This window comes from Streptomyces sp. NPDC006552 (assembly GCF_040611655.1).
Taxonomy (GTDB): Bacteria; Actinomycetota; Actinomycetes; order Streptomycetales; family Streptomycetaceae; genus Streptomyces.
Genome location: NZ_JBEXOS010000106.1, coordinates 1 through 16,002, shown reverse-complemented (window position 1 = coordinate 16,002; position 16,002 = coordinate 1). Strand labels below are relative to the sequence as shown.

The 16,002-nt window shown below is 62.4% G+C and carries 15 protein-coding genes and 4 pseudogenes; 6 read left to right on the top strand and 13 right to left on the bottom strand.

Going from position 1 to position 16,002, the window contains the following annotated elements; translation table 11 throughout:
* Positions 1–201: 201 nt before the first annotated feature.
* From ABZY33_RS34460 to ABZY33_RS34440, 5 genes are all read right to left on the bottom strand, one after another.
* Positions 202–561: a DOMON-like domain-containing protein gene (locus tag ABZY33_RS34460; RefSeq protein ID WP_356495657.1), complete on the bottom strand. Its 360-nt coding sequence runs from the start codon at positions 559–561 to the stop codon at positions 202–204.
* Between the two features lie 216 nt (positions 562–777).
* Positions 778–1,758 carry a Gfo/Idh/MocA family oxidoreductase gene (locus ABZY33_RS34455; protein WP_356495656.1) on the bottom strand — a complete coding sequence of 327 codons (981 nt, stop codon included), beginning with the start codon at positions 1,756–1,758 and terminating at the stop codon, positions 778–780.
* A complete protein-coding gene (locus ABZY33_RS34450) occupies positions 1,755–2,864 on the bottom strand; it encodes a DegT/DnrJ/EryC1/StrS family aminotransferase (RefSeq protein ID WP_356495655.1) in 1,110 nt (369 codons plus the stop codon). The genes ABZY33_RS34455 and ABZY33_RS34450 overlap by 4 nt, the downstream gene beginning before the upstream one ends.
* A gap of 41 nt (positions 2,865–2,905) precedes the next feature.
* Positions 2,906–3,724: an inositol monophosphatase gene (locus ABZY33_RS34445; protein ID WP_356495654.1), complete on the bottom strand. Its 819-nt coding sequence runs from the start codon at positions 3,722–3,724 to the stop codon at positions 2,906–2,908.
* Positions 3,721–4,119, bottom strand: coding sequence for an NUDIX domain-containing protein (locus ABZY33_RS34440; protein WP_356495653.1), 399 nt, complete (start codon positions 4,117–4,119; stop codon positions 3,721–3,723). Before ABZY33_RS34440 ends, ABZY33_RS34445 begins: the two co-directional genes overlap by 4 nt.
* Positions 4,120–4,559: 440 nt before the next feature.
* Here ABZY33_RS34440 and ABZY33_RS34435 point away from each other — a divergent pair, with 440 nt between their 5' ends.
* Together ABZY33_RS34435 and ABZY33_RS34430 are read left to right on the top strand one after the other, a co-directional pair.
* Entirely contained in the window at positions 4,560–5,540 is a 981-nt protein-coding gene (locus ABZY33_RS34435; protein WP_356495652.1) for a diiron oxygenase, read from the top strand.
* A gap of 82 nt (positions 5,541–5,622) precedes the next feature.
* Positions 5,623–6,762: an MFS transporter gene (locus ABZY33_RS34430; protein WP_356495651.1), complete on the top strand. Its 1,140-nt coding sequence runs from the start codon at positions 5,623–5,625 to the stop codon at positions 6,760–6,762.
* A gap of 55 nt (positions 6,763–6,817) precedes the next feature.
* On the opposite strand, the gene ABZY33_RS34425 is transcribed toward ABZY33_RS34430, so the two are convergent.
* The 7 genes and pseudogenes from ABZY33_RS34425 to ABZY33_RS34395 form a co-directional block, all read right to left on the bottom strand.
* On the bottom strand, positions 6,818–7,729 hold the full coding sequence (locus ABZY33_RS34425) for a winged helix-turn-helix domain-containing protein (RefSeq protein WP_356495650.1): 912 nt from the start codon (positions 7,727–7,729) through the stop codon (positions 6,818–6,820).
* 10 nt (positions 7,730–7,739) lie between these two features.
* Positions 7,740–8,525, bottom strand: coding sequence for a hypothetical protein (locus tag ABZY33_RS34420; RefSeq protein WP_356495649.1), 786 nt, complete (start codon positions 8,523–8,525; stop codon positions 7,740–7,742).
* A 284-nt stretch (positions 8,526–8,809) separates the two neighbouring features.
* A pseudogene (locus tag ABZY33_RS34415) lies at positions 8,810–9,628 on the bottom strand (IS5 family transposase).
* A gap of 46 nt (positions 9,629–9,674) precedes the next feature.
* Positions 9,675–10,259 carry a DinB family protein gene (locus ABZY33_RS34410; protein WP_356495648.1) on the bottom strand — a complete coding sequence of 195 codons (585 nt, stop codon included), beginning with the start codon at positions 10,257–10,259 and terminating at the stop codon, positions 9,675–9,677.
* A 1,208-nt stretch (positions 10,260–11,467) separates the two neighbouring features.
* Positions 11,468–11,623, bottom strand: coding sequence for a hypothetical protein (locus ABZY33_RS34405; protein ID WP_356495647.1), 156 nt, complete (start codon positions 11,621–11,623; stop codon positions 11,468–11,470).
* Positions 11,624–11,791, bottom strand: a complete 168-nt coding sequence (locus ABZY33_RS34400; protein ID WP_356495659.1) for a hypothetical protein — start codon at positions 11,789–11,791, stop codon at positions 11,624–11,626.
* A 29-nt stretch (positions 11,792–11,820) separates the two neighbouring features.
* Positions 11,821–11,865: pseudogene (locus ABZY33_RS34395) on the bottom strand (hypothetical protein); the annotation flags it as partial.
* Between the two features lie 400 nt (positions 11,866–12,265).
* On the opposite strand from ABZY33_RS34395, the pseudogene ABZY33_RS34390 reads away from it, so the two are divergent.
* Together ABZY33_RS34390 and ABZY33_RS34385 are read left to right on the top strand one after the other, a co-directional pair.
* Positions 12,266–13,373, top strand: a pseudogene (locus ABZY33_RS34390) (IS630 family transposase).
* Positions 13,374–13,404: 31 nt separating this feature from the next.
* Positions 13,405–13,725, top strand: coding sequence for a MafI family immunity protein (locus ABZY33_RS34385; protein WP_356495646.1), 321 nt, complete (start codon positions 13,405–13,407; stop codon positions 13,723–13,725).
* Positions 13,726–13,759: 34 nt separating this feature from the next.
* On the opposite strand, the gene ABZY33_RS34380 is transcribed toward ABZY33_RS34385, so the two are convergent.
* Positions 13,760–14,713 carry a helix-turn-helix domain-containing protein gene (locus ABZY33_RS34380; protein ID WP_356495645.1) on the bottom strand — a complete coding sequence of 318 codons (954 nt, stop codon included), beginning with the start codon at positions 14,711–14,713 and terminating at the stop codon, positions 13,760–13,762.
* Positions 14,714–15,023: 310 nt separating this feature from the next.
* Between ABZY33_RS34380 and ABZY33_RS34375 the strand changes: the two are divergent.
* Together ABZY33_RS34375 and ABZY33_RS34370 are read left to right on the top strand one after the other, a co-directional pair.
* Positions 15,024–15,458, top strand: a pseudogene (locus ABZY33_RS34375) (ISAzo13 family transposase); the annotation flags it as partial.
* 391 nt (positions 15,459–15,849) lie between these two features.
* Positions 15,850–16,002 (top strand): transposase (locus ABZY33_RS34370; RefSeq protein WP_356495658.1); only part of this gene is annotated, 153 nt, incomplete at its 3' end.

Here is a 16,002-nt window from a genome sequence, read left to right as displayed (position 1 = left end):
GGGAACGCCGAGCCGACATTCACGAAGCGTTCCTCAAACTGGCCTGCTGCCTCATCACCCACCGACAACTCAGGTCATTGTGTTAGCCGTTCTTATTCCACACTCTCACCCGACTGACCGATACGGTCGTACCGGAGAAACGATGCCTCCACCCCGGCGCTGCGTCCATCGCCCGCCGGGGGACTTCTCGCCGGCCAATGCTCACATCGTGATGGAACTGTCCGGGTGATGGAAATCGGGTTTCCGTGAGACATGCTTCAGTGCCCAATAGCTCAGATCGCCCTCGTTGTCCTCGACTACGGCAGAAAGAGCAATGCGGCCGGCATGTGGCAGATCACGCATGTCCAGTCGTATGTCCAAATGCAGACGACTCGGCTCCCTGCTGAACTGCACCTGAGGCGGCGTGGATAGATGCACCGGCGCCCTGTTCTGGTGGTAGTCGTCGAACATGTAGAGAGCCCATTCAGTGGACGGCGAGACGTTGAGCTCGTAGTAGGCAGGAGAACTAGGCGACTTGCGCACGAACATCTCGAAGCAGGTGTGCTTCCACAGTTCGTCCATATGGCATGGTCTGCGTGTGGCCGGGATGCTTAGGTGGGAGAGGTCTGCATGCAATGTGTACTGCAGGACGAACATTCCTTGTGCCGGTTCATCCAACTGTGCATCGAGCGCCCGCACAATGCCTGGGCCGGGAGGCGTGAAGGGCCTTAGAGAGAATCTGCGCGGAAGGAGTGAGGGCATGTCTTCGCATTCCGTGTTATTTAATAACAAAACGAGTTAATCGCCCGATTTCAGTTCCTCTGCGGAATCGAGGATAGTCGCGACTGCCTCATGGCTGGGCAATATAGAACGGGTCTCCGCCTGAGCGTCGACCCTACCTTCCAAGATGTCAGCGAACCTGTCCCATTGGGCCGCCAGGGGTTCGCGACGTCCGGAGCAATCCAGGCAAGCTGAAAAATCGCCGCCGCGACTCACATCATCTTTCTGCAGGAGATGAGAGACCGGCTGGGAGTAAACCCTAACGGACTGGTGCAGCAAATCTGCCACGATGGTTCTGGACCCTTCGCGTATGGTTAGACGCCGTTCGCGGCGGGGTGAGACTCTGCTGGCGGTTAGCGCGGCGGTGCGGGACCCTGGGAATTCCAGATCAACCTCCACGGTGTCCTCACCAATCCTATCCCTGCTGCCTTTCCGTATGATGGTGGCGTTGACGACCTTCGGTACTCCCGCCGGGAATATACGCAGACTGATGTCGATATCGTGAACCAATAGATCCCATGTAACGCCAGCATGCATGCGGGCGGAGTAGCCAGAGAACCTCTGCGTCTGGACAGAACGAGGATCCTCCACGAGCGACAGCGCCTGCCGCACGGCAGGGTTAAACCTTTCGACGAACCCGCACATCAGCGGCACACCCCGTCGCAGTGCCGTGTCAATCAGTTCCCTGCTGTCGGCGAGACTCGCACACAGAGGCTTCTCCACGAAGAGCGGGATGTCTTCCGCCAGCACATCCGACGCGATTCCGCGGTGTTGGTCGGTCGAGGAAGCGATGACTACCGCGTCCACCGTGGACAGATTCCCGATCGTCGGCAGCCAATCCGCCCCGAACCGCTCTGCCAGCGCCTGCCCGCGATCCTGGGCCGGATCCACCACCGCTACCAGCTCACAGCGTGGGCTTTCGGCGAGGATCCTGCCGTGATGACTCCCCATCACGCCGGCCCCGGCTAAGAGGACCCGCGGGACACCTGGCCTGGTCATGAGCAAAAAGCCGCTCTGGTCTCGTCAATGATCCGTTCCAGGTCCGAGTCGGAGAGCCGCGGGTGAACCGGCAGAGAGAGGATCTCCTCTGTGATCCTGGATGCGACGGGAACCTCCGGCACCACCACCTGGGGGTGCTTTCTGTAGCACTCGTAGTCGAAGACGAGACGAGGATAGTGCACGCCCGTGGCAATTCCGCAGTTAGCCAACTTGGCCGCCACCTCTGCTCGCGTACAAGAGGCGTCTGCTGTGACACGGATCGTGTACTGGTGCCACACGTGGTTGTTTCCGTCTATCACGTGAGGAACCTTAAGGCCCTTAATCCCGTCCAGGCCCTTAGAAAGCTTTTTGGCGTTGTGCTGGCGGCGTTCGGAGAACTCGCTGAGGCGGATGATCTGGGATAGGCCGACCGCCGCGTGTAGGTCGGATAGTCGATAGTTTCCGCCAATATACTCGACATCGTACCGGCTGCGCATTCCCTGGTTACGCATCATGCGGGTACGCTCAGCGATCTCGTCGCTTTCAGTCGTGATGATGCCACCTTCACCGGCTGCCACATTTTTGGTCGCATAAAGAGAAAAACAACCGATTCCGAAGCTTCCCGACGGCCGCCCATGAAATGCTGCACCGATGGCCTGGGCCGCATCTTCGACAATCGCCAGTCCATGCGCCGAGGCGGTCCTTTCAATTGCTGTCATGTCTGGTGTCTGGCCGTACAGGCTCACTGGCAACAACACCTTCGTGTGTTCGTTCACCAGTTCGCCCACCAGTGCTGCGTTAATATTGAAATCATCAGCACGGATGTCTGCGAACCTGGCTGTGGCGCCGCTTGCGATGATGGCGTTCAAGGTTGCAACGAAGGTGAAGGGGGAGGTGATGACCTCGTCTCCAGCTTGCAGGTCCAAGGCCTCCAGGCTGAGGGACAGGGCCGCGGAACCGCTGTTGACCGCAATCGCGTGCTTAACGCCGACTACCTCCGCGACGGCCCGTTCCAGCTGCTCCACCATAGGGCCCTGGGATATATGCCCGGATCGTAGGGTTTCCAGGACGAGTGGTTCGGCGTCCTGGACGTCGACAGAAACCAGCGGAATCAATGAGAGCTCCATGACATGGACGGCCAGAGTGATGCGTTTTGTAGGTCGAGTAATTATGCTCGCGTGATATCTGTGACAGCCCTGTGGAAATCAGAGTTGCAGGCCAGCATCGAGTACACCTGCTTAGTTTTTGTCAGGGGATTTTGGTAATCTGGAACGTCGCCCTCCATCGTGGAGAAAGTTCCACCGGCTTCCTGGATGATGACGTGTGGGGCAACGCAGTCCCAGATACGATTGCGGCGGTGCATGGAAGCGGCGTAAACACCCTTTGCGACCATCATGCAATCGAATATGCTATTGCTCATGCGGATCCCTCGGCAGCGGAATGCGATGTTCTCCATGGTTCGGTAATCGTGTGCCGTCTCCGATGGGTGGAAATCGATACCGTAGGCGACTAGTTGCTCTGTCATGTCACCCCCAGCTTTGAGTTCGAGTTTGTTTCCGTTCACGTACGCTCCATGCCCGACCTCGGCCACGTATGTCTCGGAGAACGCCGGAAGGCTCACCCCGCCTGCTACAGGCATGCCGTTCTCAAGAACCCCGACCATGACACCAAATAGAGGACTTCCTGCGGCGAAGTTGGAAGTCCCGTCGATGGGGTCGATCACCCATGTGATGGCAGAGGTCCCCCTTACTATTCCCCATTCCTCATCGATCTCGCTGTCATGCGGGAAACGTTCATGAATGCGACTTTTGAGCCTTGTCCCGATGGCCAGATCGGCGTTCGTCACGACCTGGTTCGGATCGGCGTCCTTGATGCGGGCAGACAGGCCGCGTGGGAAAGATAGGGCTATTTCGGCTGCTTCCCGGAGCAGGGATTCCAGAAAGGTCAAGTATGCTTGCCGAGAGGGAAAATTGGTAGTGTCGGTCACCGAGAGGCACTCACAAATCTGGAGTAGTGTTCCAAAATCGGCACTTCCGGTGCGATCAGGTCGGCTGGAAAGTCACCCGGGGCGAAGAGCTTTGCCGCAGAAACCTCCGATGGATCCTGCTTTAGGTGCGACCAGTCCCGAACTGTGGCTGTGTAGGCCGCGGTCACATTGAAGACTCGATCCTTATTGGGATACTGGTAATACTGCTCCGGTCCGGAGAAGACGTTCATCAGTCTCAGCTCGTCAACTTCGAGTCCGACCTCCTCCATCACCTCTCTCCGCGCGGTCTCCTCAAGGGACTCTCCGGGATCCATGAATCCTCCCGGCAACCCCCAGCCTCCGGTATCGGCGCGCTCCAAGAGCAGAATTCGCCCGCTGAAATCCACGACAATCACGGCGGCTCCAGGAAGAATAAGTGGGCGCGTGCCCACACTCGCACGCAATTCAGAGATATAGCTCAATTCGAATCCTTTGATACCTGCACGACAGGCCACCAGGGTAACTACCCGCATACGGCGACGTATAGCGATTCGTTGTCTGCCGAATCTCCCGATTTGTATCGGGCCCTCGTGGAGAGGCCTATATCAGCCTGCCCTGGCTGACCACACCCCCTTTGAGCTGTGTGCATCCGGCGTGATGGAGGTTCGTTCGGTCGTATCGCGACCGAATATTCCGAACGTTTTTTCCTGGCCTCCTTGACAGTTCGCCCGCCCGCCTCCAATCATGAATGGACTTGCAAGGCATACCTGACCCGATGGGCTCGGTCCTCTGTACCTTGAGCCGGAGTCAGGCCGGCAGCCACTTTTCCGCACGTACGAAAAAAGGGGACACCTTCATGAGCCATGTTCAGCCCCAGGAGCTCGGGATCGAAAACATTGAATCCGAGCCGCATGTGGGCCCGAGCACTCTGAGGCGTCTGATTGCAGCATGGCCGCGACGGGCTACCATCCGCACGGACATGGCCGATTTCATGGGTTCCGAGACCGTTGCGTCGGGTCTACCGGATTATCCGGAACACCTCATTCCCTTCGCCAAGCACCCGAACTTCGTTGACGCTCCGGAGGCGTCGCGCCGGCTGGTGAACACGTTGGCGTGGCAGGCCTACAACGCCCGGGTGATCGCGGCTGAAGAGCACGTCGCTAATCCCACGTTCGCGATGCTCGCGCATGGAGTGTTCCCTGGCATCGATCGGTACGAGGCCAAGGAGGCAGTACAGCAGTCGCACATCGACGAGGTATGGCACACCTACATGCACATGACGGCAATGCAGCGTACGAAGGGGGCCCGCAGCCTAACGCTGGAGCCGGACTATTCCCATCCGGTGACGAATAAGCGTCTGTTCGAGCTCACTGCGCAGCGGAGTGAGAAATGGGAGCGGGACATCCTATTCCTGGTCTGGACGGTGGTTGGAGAACTCCACATCAACAACTTCCTGGAGTTGCTCGCACAGGACAAAACGATTCACCCCATGCATTCACTCGTGGCGCGCCTTCATGCCAGGGATGAGGCGGCGCACGGCCCTATCGTTGCTGAACTGATGAAGGACGTCTTCATCCACCTCACCAAGGAGCAGCGCGACCTATTCGCCGGTTCTATCGGGGAGGCAATCCGGGCCTTGGCGGCAGAGGACTACGAGCTATGGTCAGAGATTCTCCAGTTTGTCAGTATCCCTAGCGCTGTTGAGATCATCGCCGATACACGCAGCTTGCCGGGAACGGACATGATTTTCACCGACTTCTCCACAGTGGAGCGTCTCGTCCGCGAGTTGGAGATCGAGGATCGTGTCGATTACGACTTCACGAAGTCGGCGCGATAGCATGGTCTGTTCCCCTGAAACGCTTCAGCCACTAGAGCGTCTATGGTCCCGGGATTTCACGCTCTTCTTTGCAGGCCGAACCGTGTCGATTTTCGGCGATCAGATGCTTCTTCCAACCACGATCACGGTGGCGGTGCTGCAAGCCGGGCACGGGGTCTCGGGAGTAGGCTATGCGCTCGCCGCCTATACCGCTCCGCTGGCACTTTTTGTCATCTTCGGCGGTGTTATAGTCGACTGGTTCACTCCTGTACGCGTTATGGTCGCCGCAGACATAGCTCGGCTGATTATTCACAGCGCTCTCGTGGTGGCATTCGCGGTCGGCAGGCCCACTCTCTGGGTGGTCCTCATGCTGCTTGCGCTGAGTGGGTGCGCCTCGGCGGCCTTTCAGCCCGGTTTCGGCAGCCTCATTCCACGGATCGCCCATGACGTACAGAAGGCCAACGCGGCGATTCGAGTCGCGGAATCACTGGCGACGGTGGCCGGGCCTGCCGCGGCCGGGCTGCTTCTCGTCCTCGCGTCAGTTCCGGTTGTCATGGCGATCGACGCCGTGACGTTCGGTGTTAGCGCCGCCTGTCTGCTCGCCTTGCGGCTGCGAATCCCACATGTAGAGCGGCAGGTGTCCCTCCGGCGCGACCTCGCCCAGGGGTGGCAGGAGTTCCGAGCGCGTAGGTGGCTCTGGAGCGTAATCGTGGTCTTCATGTTCTTCCAAGTGACCGTGAACGGTCCCTTCATGACCCTCGGGCCGAGTCTCATCACCATCGAGCACGGAGAGACAGCTCTCGGTGTCATCATGTCGATGTTCGGCGTAGGCGCCGTCCTGGGTGGGCTAGTTGCCGCTCGTCTCAGGCCGCGATATCCCTTGCGGGCCGGTGCTGTCGCTCTGGCCGTCGGCGGCCCCCTTGTCATTTTGGTGGTCGCCATGCGGCTGCCCCCGCCGATACTTGCTGGCGGTTATCTCATGGACGGCGCGGCCTCCGCATTCTGGCTGGTCATGTTCCACACGAGTGTGCAGACGAAAATTCCCTCCGACGTCCTGGGAAGAGTGCACGCCTATGACGTCGCCGGATCCGTGGTCATGCGACCGGTTGGACAGGTGGTCGGCGGACTGGTAGCCCTCTCACTCGGCGCGGTACCAGTGCTGTACTTCTCCTCGGTAATGTTTTTGGTTACCGTCTGCCTGCTACTCTCCGTTCCGATGATCCGCAACCTGCCCAGGGACTGAGCGAGTCAAGAGACTGACGTGTGCTTCTCACACCAGGTCTCTCCAGGCACAGGGCTCAATCGCCGAGTTGAGCGAGCAGGACGGCACCTGAGTGCGCCAACTCATAGAGCACGCGCGGGCCTATCCGATGGCGCCGTACGAGACCCGTTGAGTAGAGCACGGCCAGATGCTGTGACACGGTGCTCGGTGCCAGGCCGGTGGAGCTAGCCAGTCCTGTGGTAGTGGCCGGTGCATGCAGCCCGCGCAGGACTGCCGCCCGCCCACGCCCAAGAATGGTTGTCAGCCTGTCTTTCTGGCGCACCTCGCCAGCGGCCCTCCTCGCGGCGCCGGCAGGGCCACGGAGAATTCCGGCATTCTGTGCCTGATAAGAGAACGCAACTGTGTCGTGCCGGGTTGAAAAGACCCTCGTGCCACGCGCGAACAGCACGGGGATGATAATCAAGTGACCATCCGTCATACACCAGTCCAAATCGGTCTGATGTGGAACGCTCAACTCCGGGCGTTCCCAACGAACCCGTCCGCCCAGCTCGCGCAGCATCATGTCTGCTCCCCCGGTAACCAGGGTGCGGCCACGTACCAGGATCTCTTCTTCCAAAGCGCCGCGCATATCGGGCCAGTAGGCCGCGATCGCAGCGCTCCAGTAGTCCCCTGTGAGCTCGGCGAATCTGTGGTGCCCTGATGCCCGCAGAACCTCCAGCTCGTCCTCGATGGAGGGTGAGGAACAGTGCGGGATTGGTGTGAGAGAGGACGACAGGCTGACCCCGCGCATTCGCATCATGCCGATCAGCTCATGGTGCAACGCGGGCGAAACCTGGCGGCGCGCGGTCGCGAGCCACTTCGCGTAAGGGTGTGGAATCTCGCTACGATACCGAATGGTCAACGCCAAGCTCGAAACGGCCTCCCACAACGGGCTGATCGCGATACGTACCCGTCCGAGGGTTAGCTCATCGACGTGTATTCGGATCATGGAGCGTCGCTCAGACCTCTATCTTGAGTGACAGGTCTTGGCACAGGGTGAGAACCGCGTTAATCCACCTAGACGGATCGCTGGGGTCAAAGCCCTGCATCGTCTCAAGTTCCCAGTACTTGTCAAAACTGAGCACCGTGGGCTTGGCCGCCCGGAAGCGGCGTGCCCTCCACTTGACCAGGTGGCTTCCGAACTGCCCTTGCTCCTCCAGCAGCGCGTCAACAGCATAGCCGAGGGCTTGCCGCGCCGAGAGCACAGCACTGTCCAGATCACCGTCTTCCAACTGCCCGAGGCTGTCCTCGATAGCCCGGTCCGCTTCGCCGAGGGACCTGGTAACGAGGATGGACTGGAAGGCGGAAACCTCTAGTTCGGCGCGCCGCCGCAGCACCCAGTCCTCTCCAAACAAAGGCTGACACGTCGCCAGCCGTCCGAGGAGCACCTCCTCCCGCGGTGGGAGCACATCCCCGCTGTTGGCGCGGACCTGGTCATAGCTGTCCCAGGAAAGCTTGGCGAGCAGCTGGTCGAACTGAGTGTCCACCCAGTAGGCGAGATCCCAGTCGCGGTTGTCGGAGTGGAAGGTGTGCCATTGAACGACCGGGGGCTCGAGAAGCACCGAAGTCTCGACGCAGTCGGGACCCCCCCACGGTTCCGTGCTTACCACGCATATGTCGAAATCGCTCTTGTTGTTGCCCCAGCCGTTGGCGGATGAGCCGACTAGAAAGGATGCCTGGCAGCTTTCGGGCACCAACTGGCGATCGATCAATGTATCCCACATTCGGGCAACGTCCACCTGCATCTGGATCTCCGTTGAAAAGAGCGACTGCGGACAACTGAAACCGACCGTCAGGCTAGCGAAACCAAGTAACAGTGCACAACGATTCGGCACAGACCGAATCGACCCTATACGGACCACCGTTCGCCACAGGGCGGGTTCATGGGCAGCCGGGGACGCACTTCGCGGGATCGGGTCTGTACGGCGAACGGTGGGACTCGGCTGAAAGTTGTCTACCGGCGACTGGTGGTGGGTGGACGCACTTCAGTGCGACCTGTTCCGACCCCGCTGGTGATTTAAAGGGTGTCTCACGTGGCAAGTTTCGCGAGCCTCTTATAGCAGGTCAGGGCAGCGGCCAGACCGAGGAAGGCGAGGAAGTGCGAGCCCTTTCGTTCGTATCGGATGGTCAGGCGGCGGTAGCCGAAGAGCCAAGCGATGGACCGCTCGATCTTCCAGCGGTGCCGACCAAGGCGTTCGCCAGACTCGATGCTGGCCGCGCGATGCGCGCGACGAGCCCACGCTCGCGTAGCCAGCTGAGGTGTTCGGCGGAGAAGTACGCTGTGTCCGCACGGAGTTTGACGGGCCGGCGCAGCCGTGGCCCCCGGTGCGGGACCGGACGGCGGGGATGCCGCGGATGAGCGGCTTGAGGGCGAGAACTGTCGTGCATGTTCGCACCTGACACGGCGACGGCGAGCGGGATGCCCTGGGCATCGGACAGCACGTGCAGTTTGCTGCCCTTCTTGCCGCGATCGACCGGGTTCGGCCCCGTCAGCGATCCCCCCTTTGGCGCGGACGGAGGCTGCGTCGACGATCGCCGAGGTCCAGTCCACCTCGCCCCGGATCCCGAGTTCGTCCAGCACCCCCCGATGCAACCGACGCCACAGGCCGATCTCGGTCCATACCGTGAAGCGGCGATGCGCGGTGGCGGAGGACGTGCCGAACGGCGGCGGCAGATGCCGCCAGGCACAGCCGCTGGTCAGCACGTACACCACTGCGGTGAACACGGCCCGCCCGTCACGCGGAGTGGTCCCGCCAGCTTGCGGTCGAGCCGCGAACGACGGCAGCAACGGGGCAACCAGCTCCCAGAGTTCATCAGGAACCAGACGCTGCGACAGATCAGCACTCATGGCAGGCATCATGCCGCTCGAACATCAAGTCACATGGGACAGCCCTCTACGCCTTGACTGGCGAGGCCGCTCTGGCGGCCTGCTCGATCTTGGCGCAGTAGGCGGTGCGGGCGTCCTCATCGATCTGCATCTCGTGTTCGGGGCGCATCCCGATTCGGCCGTCGACGCCTTCGCGCAGGATGTCGGCGTGCCCCGCATGCCGGTTTGTCTCGCCGAGGACGTGGACCAGGATGGCGAACAGGTTCGTGTTGGGATAGGGCTCCGGCCACCACGGCACGTGGCCGGGGGCATCGAGGGCAAGCTCGTCGATCGTCGCGTCTGAGTGTTCCCACGTGCGTCGGTAGGACTCGATGATCTGATCGCGCGCCTCGTCCTCAGCCGCCCACAGATCGCTGCCGTCATGGTCCTGCCACCGGGGCAGCGGTTCCGGAGCCGGCCGGTCGAAGACCTCGCTGAAGTACCTGGCCTCGACGCTGGCCACGTGTTTGACCAGGCCGAGGAGGTTGGTTCCAGTCACCGTCAAAGGTCGGCGGGCGTCATATTCGGACAGGCCGTCGAGTTTCCAGAGCAGCGCCTCGCGGTCCCGCCGCAGCCTCCCGTGCAGGCTGTCCTTCGCGAATTCATCGATCATGCGGCTTGAGCCTGCCATGGGTTACTCGTGGCCTCAAGATCCCGTACGTGCACCGCAAAGACCGGCAGAGCCGAAGCCTGGCCATGGCCACTGCCCTGAGCTACTCAAGAAGCTCGTGGAACCTGCCACGTGGGACAACCTCTTACTAAGCTTTTTTTGACCGCTCTGGTCGAGGTCGGCACTCAGGCGGTGCTCGATGCGGAGGTGGAGGGCTTACGCACCGGCTAGTTCACCTTGGTCGCCCGTCTGGTCCGCTCGTGCGAGCCCGGTCATCTGGTTTTGCCCGACCGGGAGCTCCTCGGGGTTCCGCTGTGGCGGTCGTTCACCGCAACCGGGTGCCGTCTGCTGTGGCGGGTGCCCGCGAACCGGGTACTGCCGGTGCAGCAGCGCCTGGCGACGGCTCCTGGCTGTCCCGGATCCACGCACAGAGTGATGGAAGGAAGAAGCATCCGGTGCGTGTCCGCGTGATCGTCTACCGGCTGGCGGGTGTGCCTGCGGCCGACCCGCAGGAGCACCGACTGGTGACAGATCTGCTGGACGGCGAGGGGTATCCGCCCGCGAACTGGCCGCGTTGTGTTGCGAACGCTGGGAGATCGCGTACGTGCTCGGTGAGATCAAGACCTATCAGCGAGGTCCTGGCGTGGTGCTGGCCAGCAGGACTCCTGATGACGTGCGGCAGCAGATCTGGGCATATCTCCTAGTCCACCATGCTCTTCGCAAGCTGATGCCAGATCTGCGACCGTCAAAGGTGTCGATCCCGACCGGAACGCCTTCATCGTCACCCTGCCTGCTGCCCGGCGCGGTGTCACCACAATGCCGGGCATTTTCCCCCGGAGCTGCTGGTCACGGCACCGGCCCGGCTCCGGGACGATTTCTGGCCCGCTTGTTGCCTCAGCGTCGCCTCCGCAGTCAACCCGTGTCGTCGAACGCAAGATGCCCACCTACCGGCTCAAACGCGCAGGGGCCTTGACCCCGAGGCGGGAGTGCCGGCGTCCCGTGTTGTATCGGGTCAGCCAGCAGAAGGCGTCAAGTCGTGCCGCATACTCGTTCGGCCGGCCTTTGCGGCCCTTGAGCGTCCCTCTTGAAGGCGGGGGTGCAGCTTTCCGCAGCAGCATTGTCCGCGCGGGACTCCGATCGCTCCCATGCTCTGCCGGATCCCTGCGGGCCTGCAGATCTCAGCGAAGGCCCTGCTCGTATATTGAGCGGATTCAACTGGTCGTTGCAACACCGCTCCGGCCACCGCGGGTCCGCTCGGCCGCCGCGAGGGCATCGATGACGAGCTCGGTTCGCATGTGATCGGCGATCGCCCGCCCGACCAGACGGCGTAAGCCGAAATCGACGACGTATGCGAGGTAGAGCGGCATTCACGCCTTTGACCGGCAGTATGTGATGTCGTCGGCGTACTTGGTGTTCACCGTGGCCGCGGTGAAGTCACGGCGGGTCAGATCCGGCGCCTTCGACGCCGCCTGGTCCGCGATGCTGGTGCGGTGCTGGCGGCGCTGGCGGACCCCCTTGATGCCGACGGTCTGCATGTCCTCGCGACCCGCTTGTGGTTGACCACCCGGCCGCCCTCGTCACGGAGCTCGGCGGTGATCTCGGGGGCCATAGGTGCCGTCGGAGTCCTGATGGGTCTTGCTTATCCGGGCTGCAAGCCCGGCCTCGACCAACTGCCGGGCCGCCCTTGCGGCCGCGGTGCGGCGCCATTAGTAGGAACTCGAGCGAGAGAGGCCGAGGATGTTGCAGTGCCGCTTCGCGCCGTGCCGGCGCTGGTGGTCGTCAACGAACTGACAGCGGTCACCAGCGCGTCTCCGTCGCGAAATACCGGGCCGCCTTGCGGAGAATGTCACGTCCCTCCTCCAGCTCACGGTTCTTTCGGGCCGCGGCCAACCCTGCCTGAACGTCGTCGCCACCGGCGTGCGCAGCGGATAGCGCTCTGACCGGGATGGTTCGCCGGGTAGGTGGTCGTGACGGTTGGGTGTGCGGCGCCATCGATCATTGGGGGCGTGGTGGCAGAACCTGTCCGTGTGCGCAGGCTGACCGACCAGGAAGCGCAGAAGCTGCAGCAGATCGTGCGCCGCGGCAGCACCAGTTCGGTGCGCTACCGACGATGCTGCTGGCCTCGGCTGGCGGGAACCGGGTCCCGGTGATCACACAGCTGGTCCAGCCGATGAGGACACCGTCAGGGACGTGATCCACCGCTACAACGAGATCGGCCTGGCCTGTCTGGATCCTCGTTGGGCGGCCGTCCCCGCCTGCTCAGCCCTGACGACGAGGACTTCGTCCTCCAGACGGCCACCACCCGCCCGATCAAGCTCGGCCAGCCCTTCACCCGCTGGTCCATTCGCAAACTCGCCGCCTACCTGCGCAAAGTCCACGGCCGCGCCATCCGCATCGGACGCGAGGCATTACGTTGCCTGCTCACCCGCCGCGGCATCACCTTCCAGCGCACCAAGACCTGGAAGGAGTCCCCGGACCCTGACCGCGACACCAAGCTCGACCGCATCGAGCACGTCCTGGAGCGCTTCCCGGACCGTGTGTTCGCGTTCGACGAGTTCGGCCCGCTCGGCATCCGCCCCTCTGGCGGCTCGTCCTGGGCCCCTGCAGGTCCCCCCCGAGCGGTACCCCGCGACCTACCACCGCACCCACGGCGTGAGGTACTTGCACGGCTGCTACTCGATCGGCGACGACACCCTGTGGGGCGTCAACCGCCGCAAGAAGGGGGCCGCGAACACCCTGGCCGCACTCAGGTCGATCCGCGTGGCCCGCCCGGACGGCGCCCCGATCTACGTGATCCTGGACAACCTCTCCGCGCACAAGGGCGAGACAATGTGGCGCTGGGCCAGGAGGAACCGCCTGGAGCTGTGCTTCACCCCGACCTACGCTTCCTGGGCCAACCCGATCGAGGCCCGCTTCGGGCCACTGCGACAGTTCACCGTCGCCAACTCGAACCACCGCAACCACACCGTCCAGACCAGGGCCCTGCACGGCTACCTACGCTGGCGCAACAAGAACGCACGACACCCCGACGTCCTCAACGCCCAACGACGTGAACGCGCCCGTATCCGCAGTGAGAAGGGCATCCACTGGGGAGGACGGCTGGCGAAAGTCGCGTGACCCTCCGAGCGGCACCAACGACACTGACGCCATGACCATTGATCGTGTGGCGCTTCAGGCCAGCTGGAACCGCACCCATGGCCACCTCAAAGCCGCCAGGGAACACCTGACGGGCCTGCCGGGCATCGACCTCCCAGCGACGCTGGAGTTCCTGCAGCACAACGAGCTGGGACTTGCCTTCTACTGCCTGATCGATCTCGGAGACGACCTCGACCCGCCGCTCTCCTTCTGGCAGCACCTGGACCAGGCGGCTCGTGAGATGCGCCTCTACAGCGAAGCGCTGCACAAGCCCCACCTCACGGCCGCCGACCTCTGCCGCCGTCACCTCGCCGCCGCAACCGAGCACGAGTGACCCGCCAACCCGGCGAACCTTCCCGGTCAGAGCACTAGCTACAACCGTCAAGATTTTGCGGCCCGAACTGCCGCAGGTACGCAGACGGAGTCAGGCCCGTCTCATTGCGAATCTCTGCACGCAGCTTGTCCACCGAACCTAGCCCGCTGCGAAACGCAACCGTCTCAAAATTGATCTCCCCTAGCTCGATCAGTCGACAGGCCAACGCAACCCTCTCCTGCCTAAGCCAGGCCAGCGGTGTTGTGCCCAGCTCCGTCCGGAAGCGTCGGCGGAGCGTTGCCTGGCTGACTGCGGCGCGCTGTGCGATATCTGCCACTCTGAGAGGCTGATCCAAGTGTTCTCGAGCCCAGTTCAGCGCCTGCACCAAAGGACCATCGGGAAGGTTCGGTGTCGCGCGCTCGACAAATTGCTGCTGCCCACCGACGCGGTGTGGCGCGAAGAGAAGTTGCCGACTCAAGGAGTTGGCAACCGCTGGTCCGTAGTCGAGCCGGACGAGGTGCAGGGCAAGGTCGATGGTGGCTGAGCTACCTGCAGAAGTGAGGATGTCACCATCGTCAACGAGCAAAGCATCTGGGTCTAGGCGCACTGAAGGGAAGCCTCGGCGGAAATCCTCCATCCATAGCCAGTGCGCAGAGGCCCTGCGTCCCTCAAGCACCCCGGCCTCGGCCAAGGTGATGACTCCGTTGGAGAGGCCCACGAGGCGCACCCCGCGTGCATGCACCCGCTGGATCGCTCTGGAGACGGCACTGCCGTGCGGCTCTACCTTCGTGGCCGCGGTGGCGACCACCAGAGTATGTGCCTGGTCGGCTACTGACAGGCTGGTGATCCCGTTCAGCCTGACGGGCCCGTCCCATACTCGTGGTGGATGGGTGGGTGAACAAAGCACCAGATCGTAGAGGCTTCTGCTGGTTCCTGGGTTCTGAGCACTGAGAATCTCGCTTGCACAGGCGAGCTCGAAGGGGCTCGTGTCTTCATCCACAATCACCACGACTCGGTGTCGTTCAGCGAGAGCGTTCTCCCTTTCAGGGTTGTTAGGCATACCAAGGACCTCTTGTCATGGACGACGGAACGAGCCTGGCAGCTCGTGTGATGGGGTGCGTTTCCACGCAAATTGAGGCATCGAGTGCGATAGCGCCTGAAGCCGCGGTGCATCGCCCACCGGCGCCACCAACGCAGCGCACCGAGGACCCCTGGCGTCCGACTCCCCGAACTCCACGCGGGCTGCTCGACTTCCTCCCTGTCAGTCCGAGCGGCTTCTTCCAGCGCTCGCAGTCCGTCCAGCACACTGCTAAGTGTGTCTGCAGGCTTTCCGGTCTCCGCAGAGGCCGGCCCCGGAGGGGGACCACGCTCTTCTGTCTGACCCCGCCCTGACCGGGCATGTCCCTGCAGCAACTGAGCGATCTCACCAGCACTTTGTCCCTCCACGGCGACGTCAAGCGCGGCCGCCCGCCCCGGCTCGCCTTCCCCCCCACCACCAGGTCCTGGCAGCCATCCTTCACCTGCGGGATGCCCTGGCCGCGGAACCCCTCGCCGTACTGTTCGACAGCAGTCGGACCGCCATGCACCGCACCCTGCTGAGGATCAGGAAGCTGGTGAAGGCGCACAGCATCGTCATCCCACCGGCGGCCACTCCACCCTCCACCCTCCGCCCTCCACCCTCCGCTCTCCACCCTCCGCCTCGGGTTCGAGCCCTGCGCAGTGACCCCAACAGCTTGATCAAGACCACGTGTTAATCATCTGCAGTCCTTAGATGAGATGTCCCCTCTCCCGGCAGCTTCATCGATCGCGCGCGATCTCGCTGTACGTCCGGCGCTATTCCGCTGGCTTCTGCGGTGGCGAGCATGAACTGATCCAGTCAGTCGGCCGCTGACCCATGTCCGGCATTTAGGCCGGTTTTCACCAGAATCCTCTTTTCTGTGCAGAATAAGGAACCTGATGCTCCTGCTTGCATGCAGTGAGTTCCCCCGAGCTGGTATCCGGCACTCTCAAGGCCCAAGCATGCGTGAGTCTAACGTCCAAGCAGCGAACCCATCAGGTCCGATGGGTACTTAGAACGGCTAACACAATGAGGTGCATCGTCCCTGGCAGCCGTGCCTGACCGGGTAGTTGAGCGTTGGCCAGGCTGTGGGAACTTCACCGTGGATCGTGCCGGACGACTTGTGGGAGCGGATCGAGCCGCTGTTGCCGAAGAAGGAGCGGCGGTTCCGGTACCCCGGTCGCCTGCCGGTCCCGGACCGCCAGGTGTTGTGCGGGATCCTGTACGTCCTGCACACCGAC

Excerpts from the sequence above, each read along its gene's own strand:
- ABZY33_RS34450 (WP_356495655.1), bottom strand. The coding sequence starts at position 2,864 with ATGGAGCTCTCATTGATTCCGCTGGTTTCTGTCGACGTCCAGGACGCC.
- ABZY33_RS34420 (WP_356495649.1), bottom strand. The coding sequence starts at position 8,525 with ATGCAGGTGGACGTTGCCCGAATGTGGGATACATTGATCGATCGCCAG.
- ABZY33_RS34425 (WP_356495650.1), bottom strand. The coding sequence starts at position 7,729 with ATGATCCGAATACACGTCGATGAGCTAACCCTCGGACGGGTACGTATC.
- ABZY33_RS34410 (WP_356495648.1), bottom strand. The coding sequence starts at position 10,259 with ATGATCGATGAATTCGCGAAGGACAGCCTGCACGGGAGGCTGCGGCGG.
- ABZY33_RS34455 (WP_356495656.1), bottom strand. The coding sequence starts at position 1,758 with ATGACCAGGCCAGGTGTCCCGCGGGTCCTCTTAGCCGGGGCCGGCGTG.
- ABZY33_RS34460 (WP_356495657.1), bottom strand. The coding sequence starts at position 561 with ATGGACGAACTGTGGAAGCACACCTGCTTCGAGATGTTCGTGCGCAAG.
- ABZY33_RS34405 (WP_356495647.1), bottom strand. The coding sequence starts at position 11,623 with ATGCCGCTCTACCTCGCATACGTCGTCGATTTCGGCTTACGCCGTCTG.
- ABZY33_RS34385 (WP_356495646.1), top strand. The coding sequence starts at position 13,405 with ATGACCATTGATCGTGTGGCGCTTCAGGCCAGCTGGAACCGCACCCAT.
- ABZY33_RS34435 (WP_356495652.1), top strand. The coding sequence starts at position 4,560 with ATGAGCCATGTTCAGCCCCAGGAGCTCGGGATCGAAAACATTGAATCC.
- ABZY33_RS34400 (WP_356495659.1), bottom strand. The coding sequence starts at position 11,791 with ATGCAGACCGTCGGCATCAAGGGGGTCCGCCAGCGCCGCCAGCACCGC.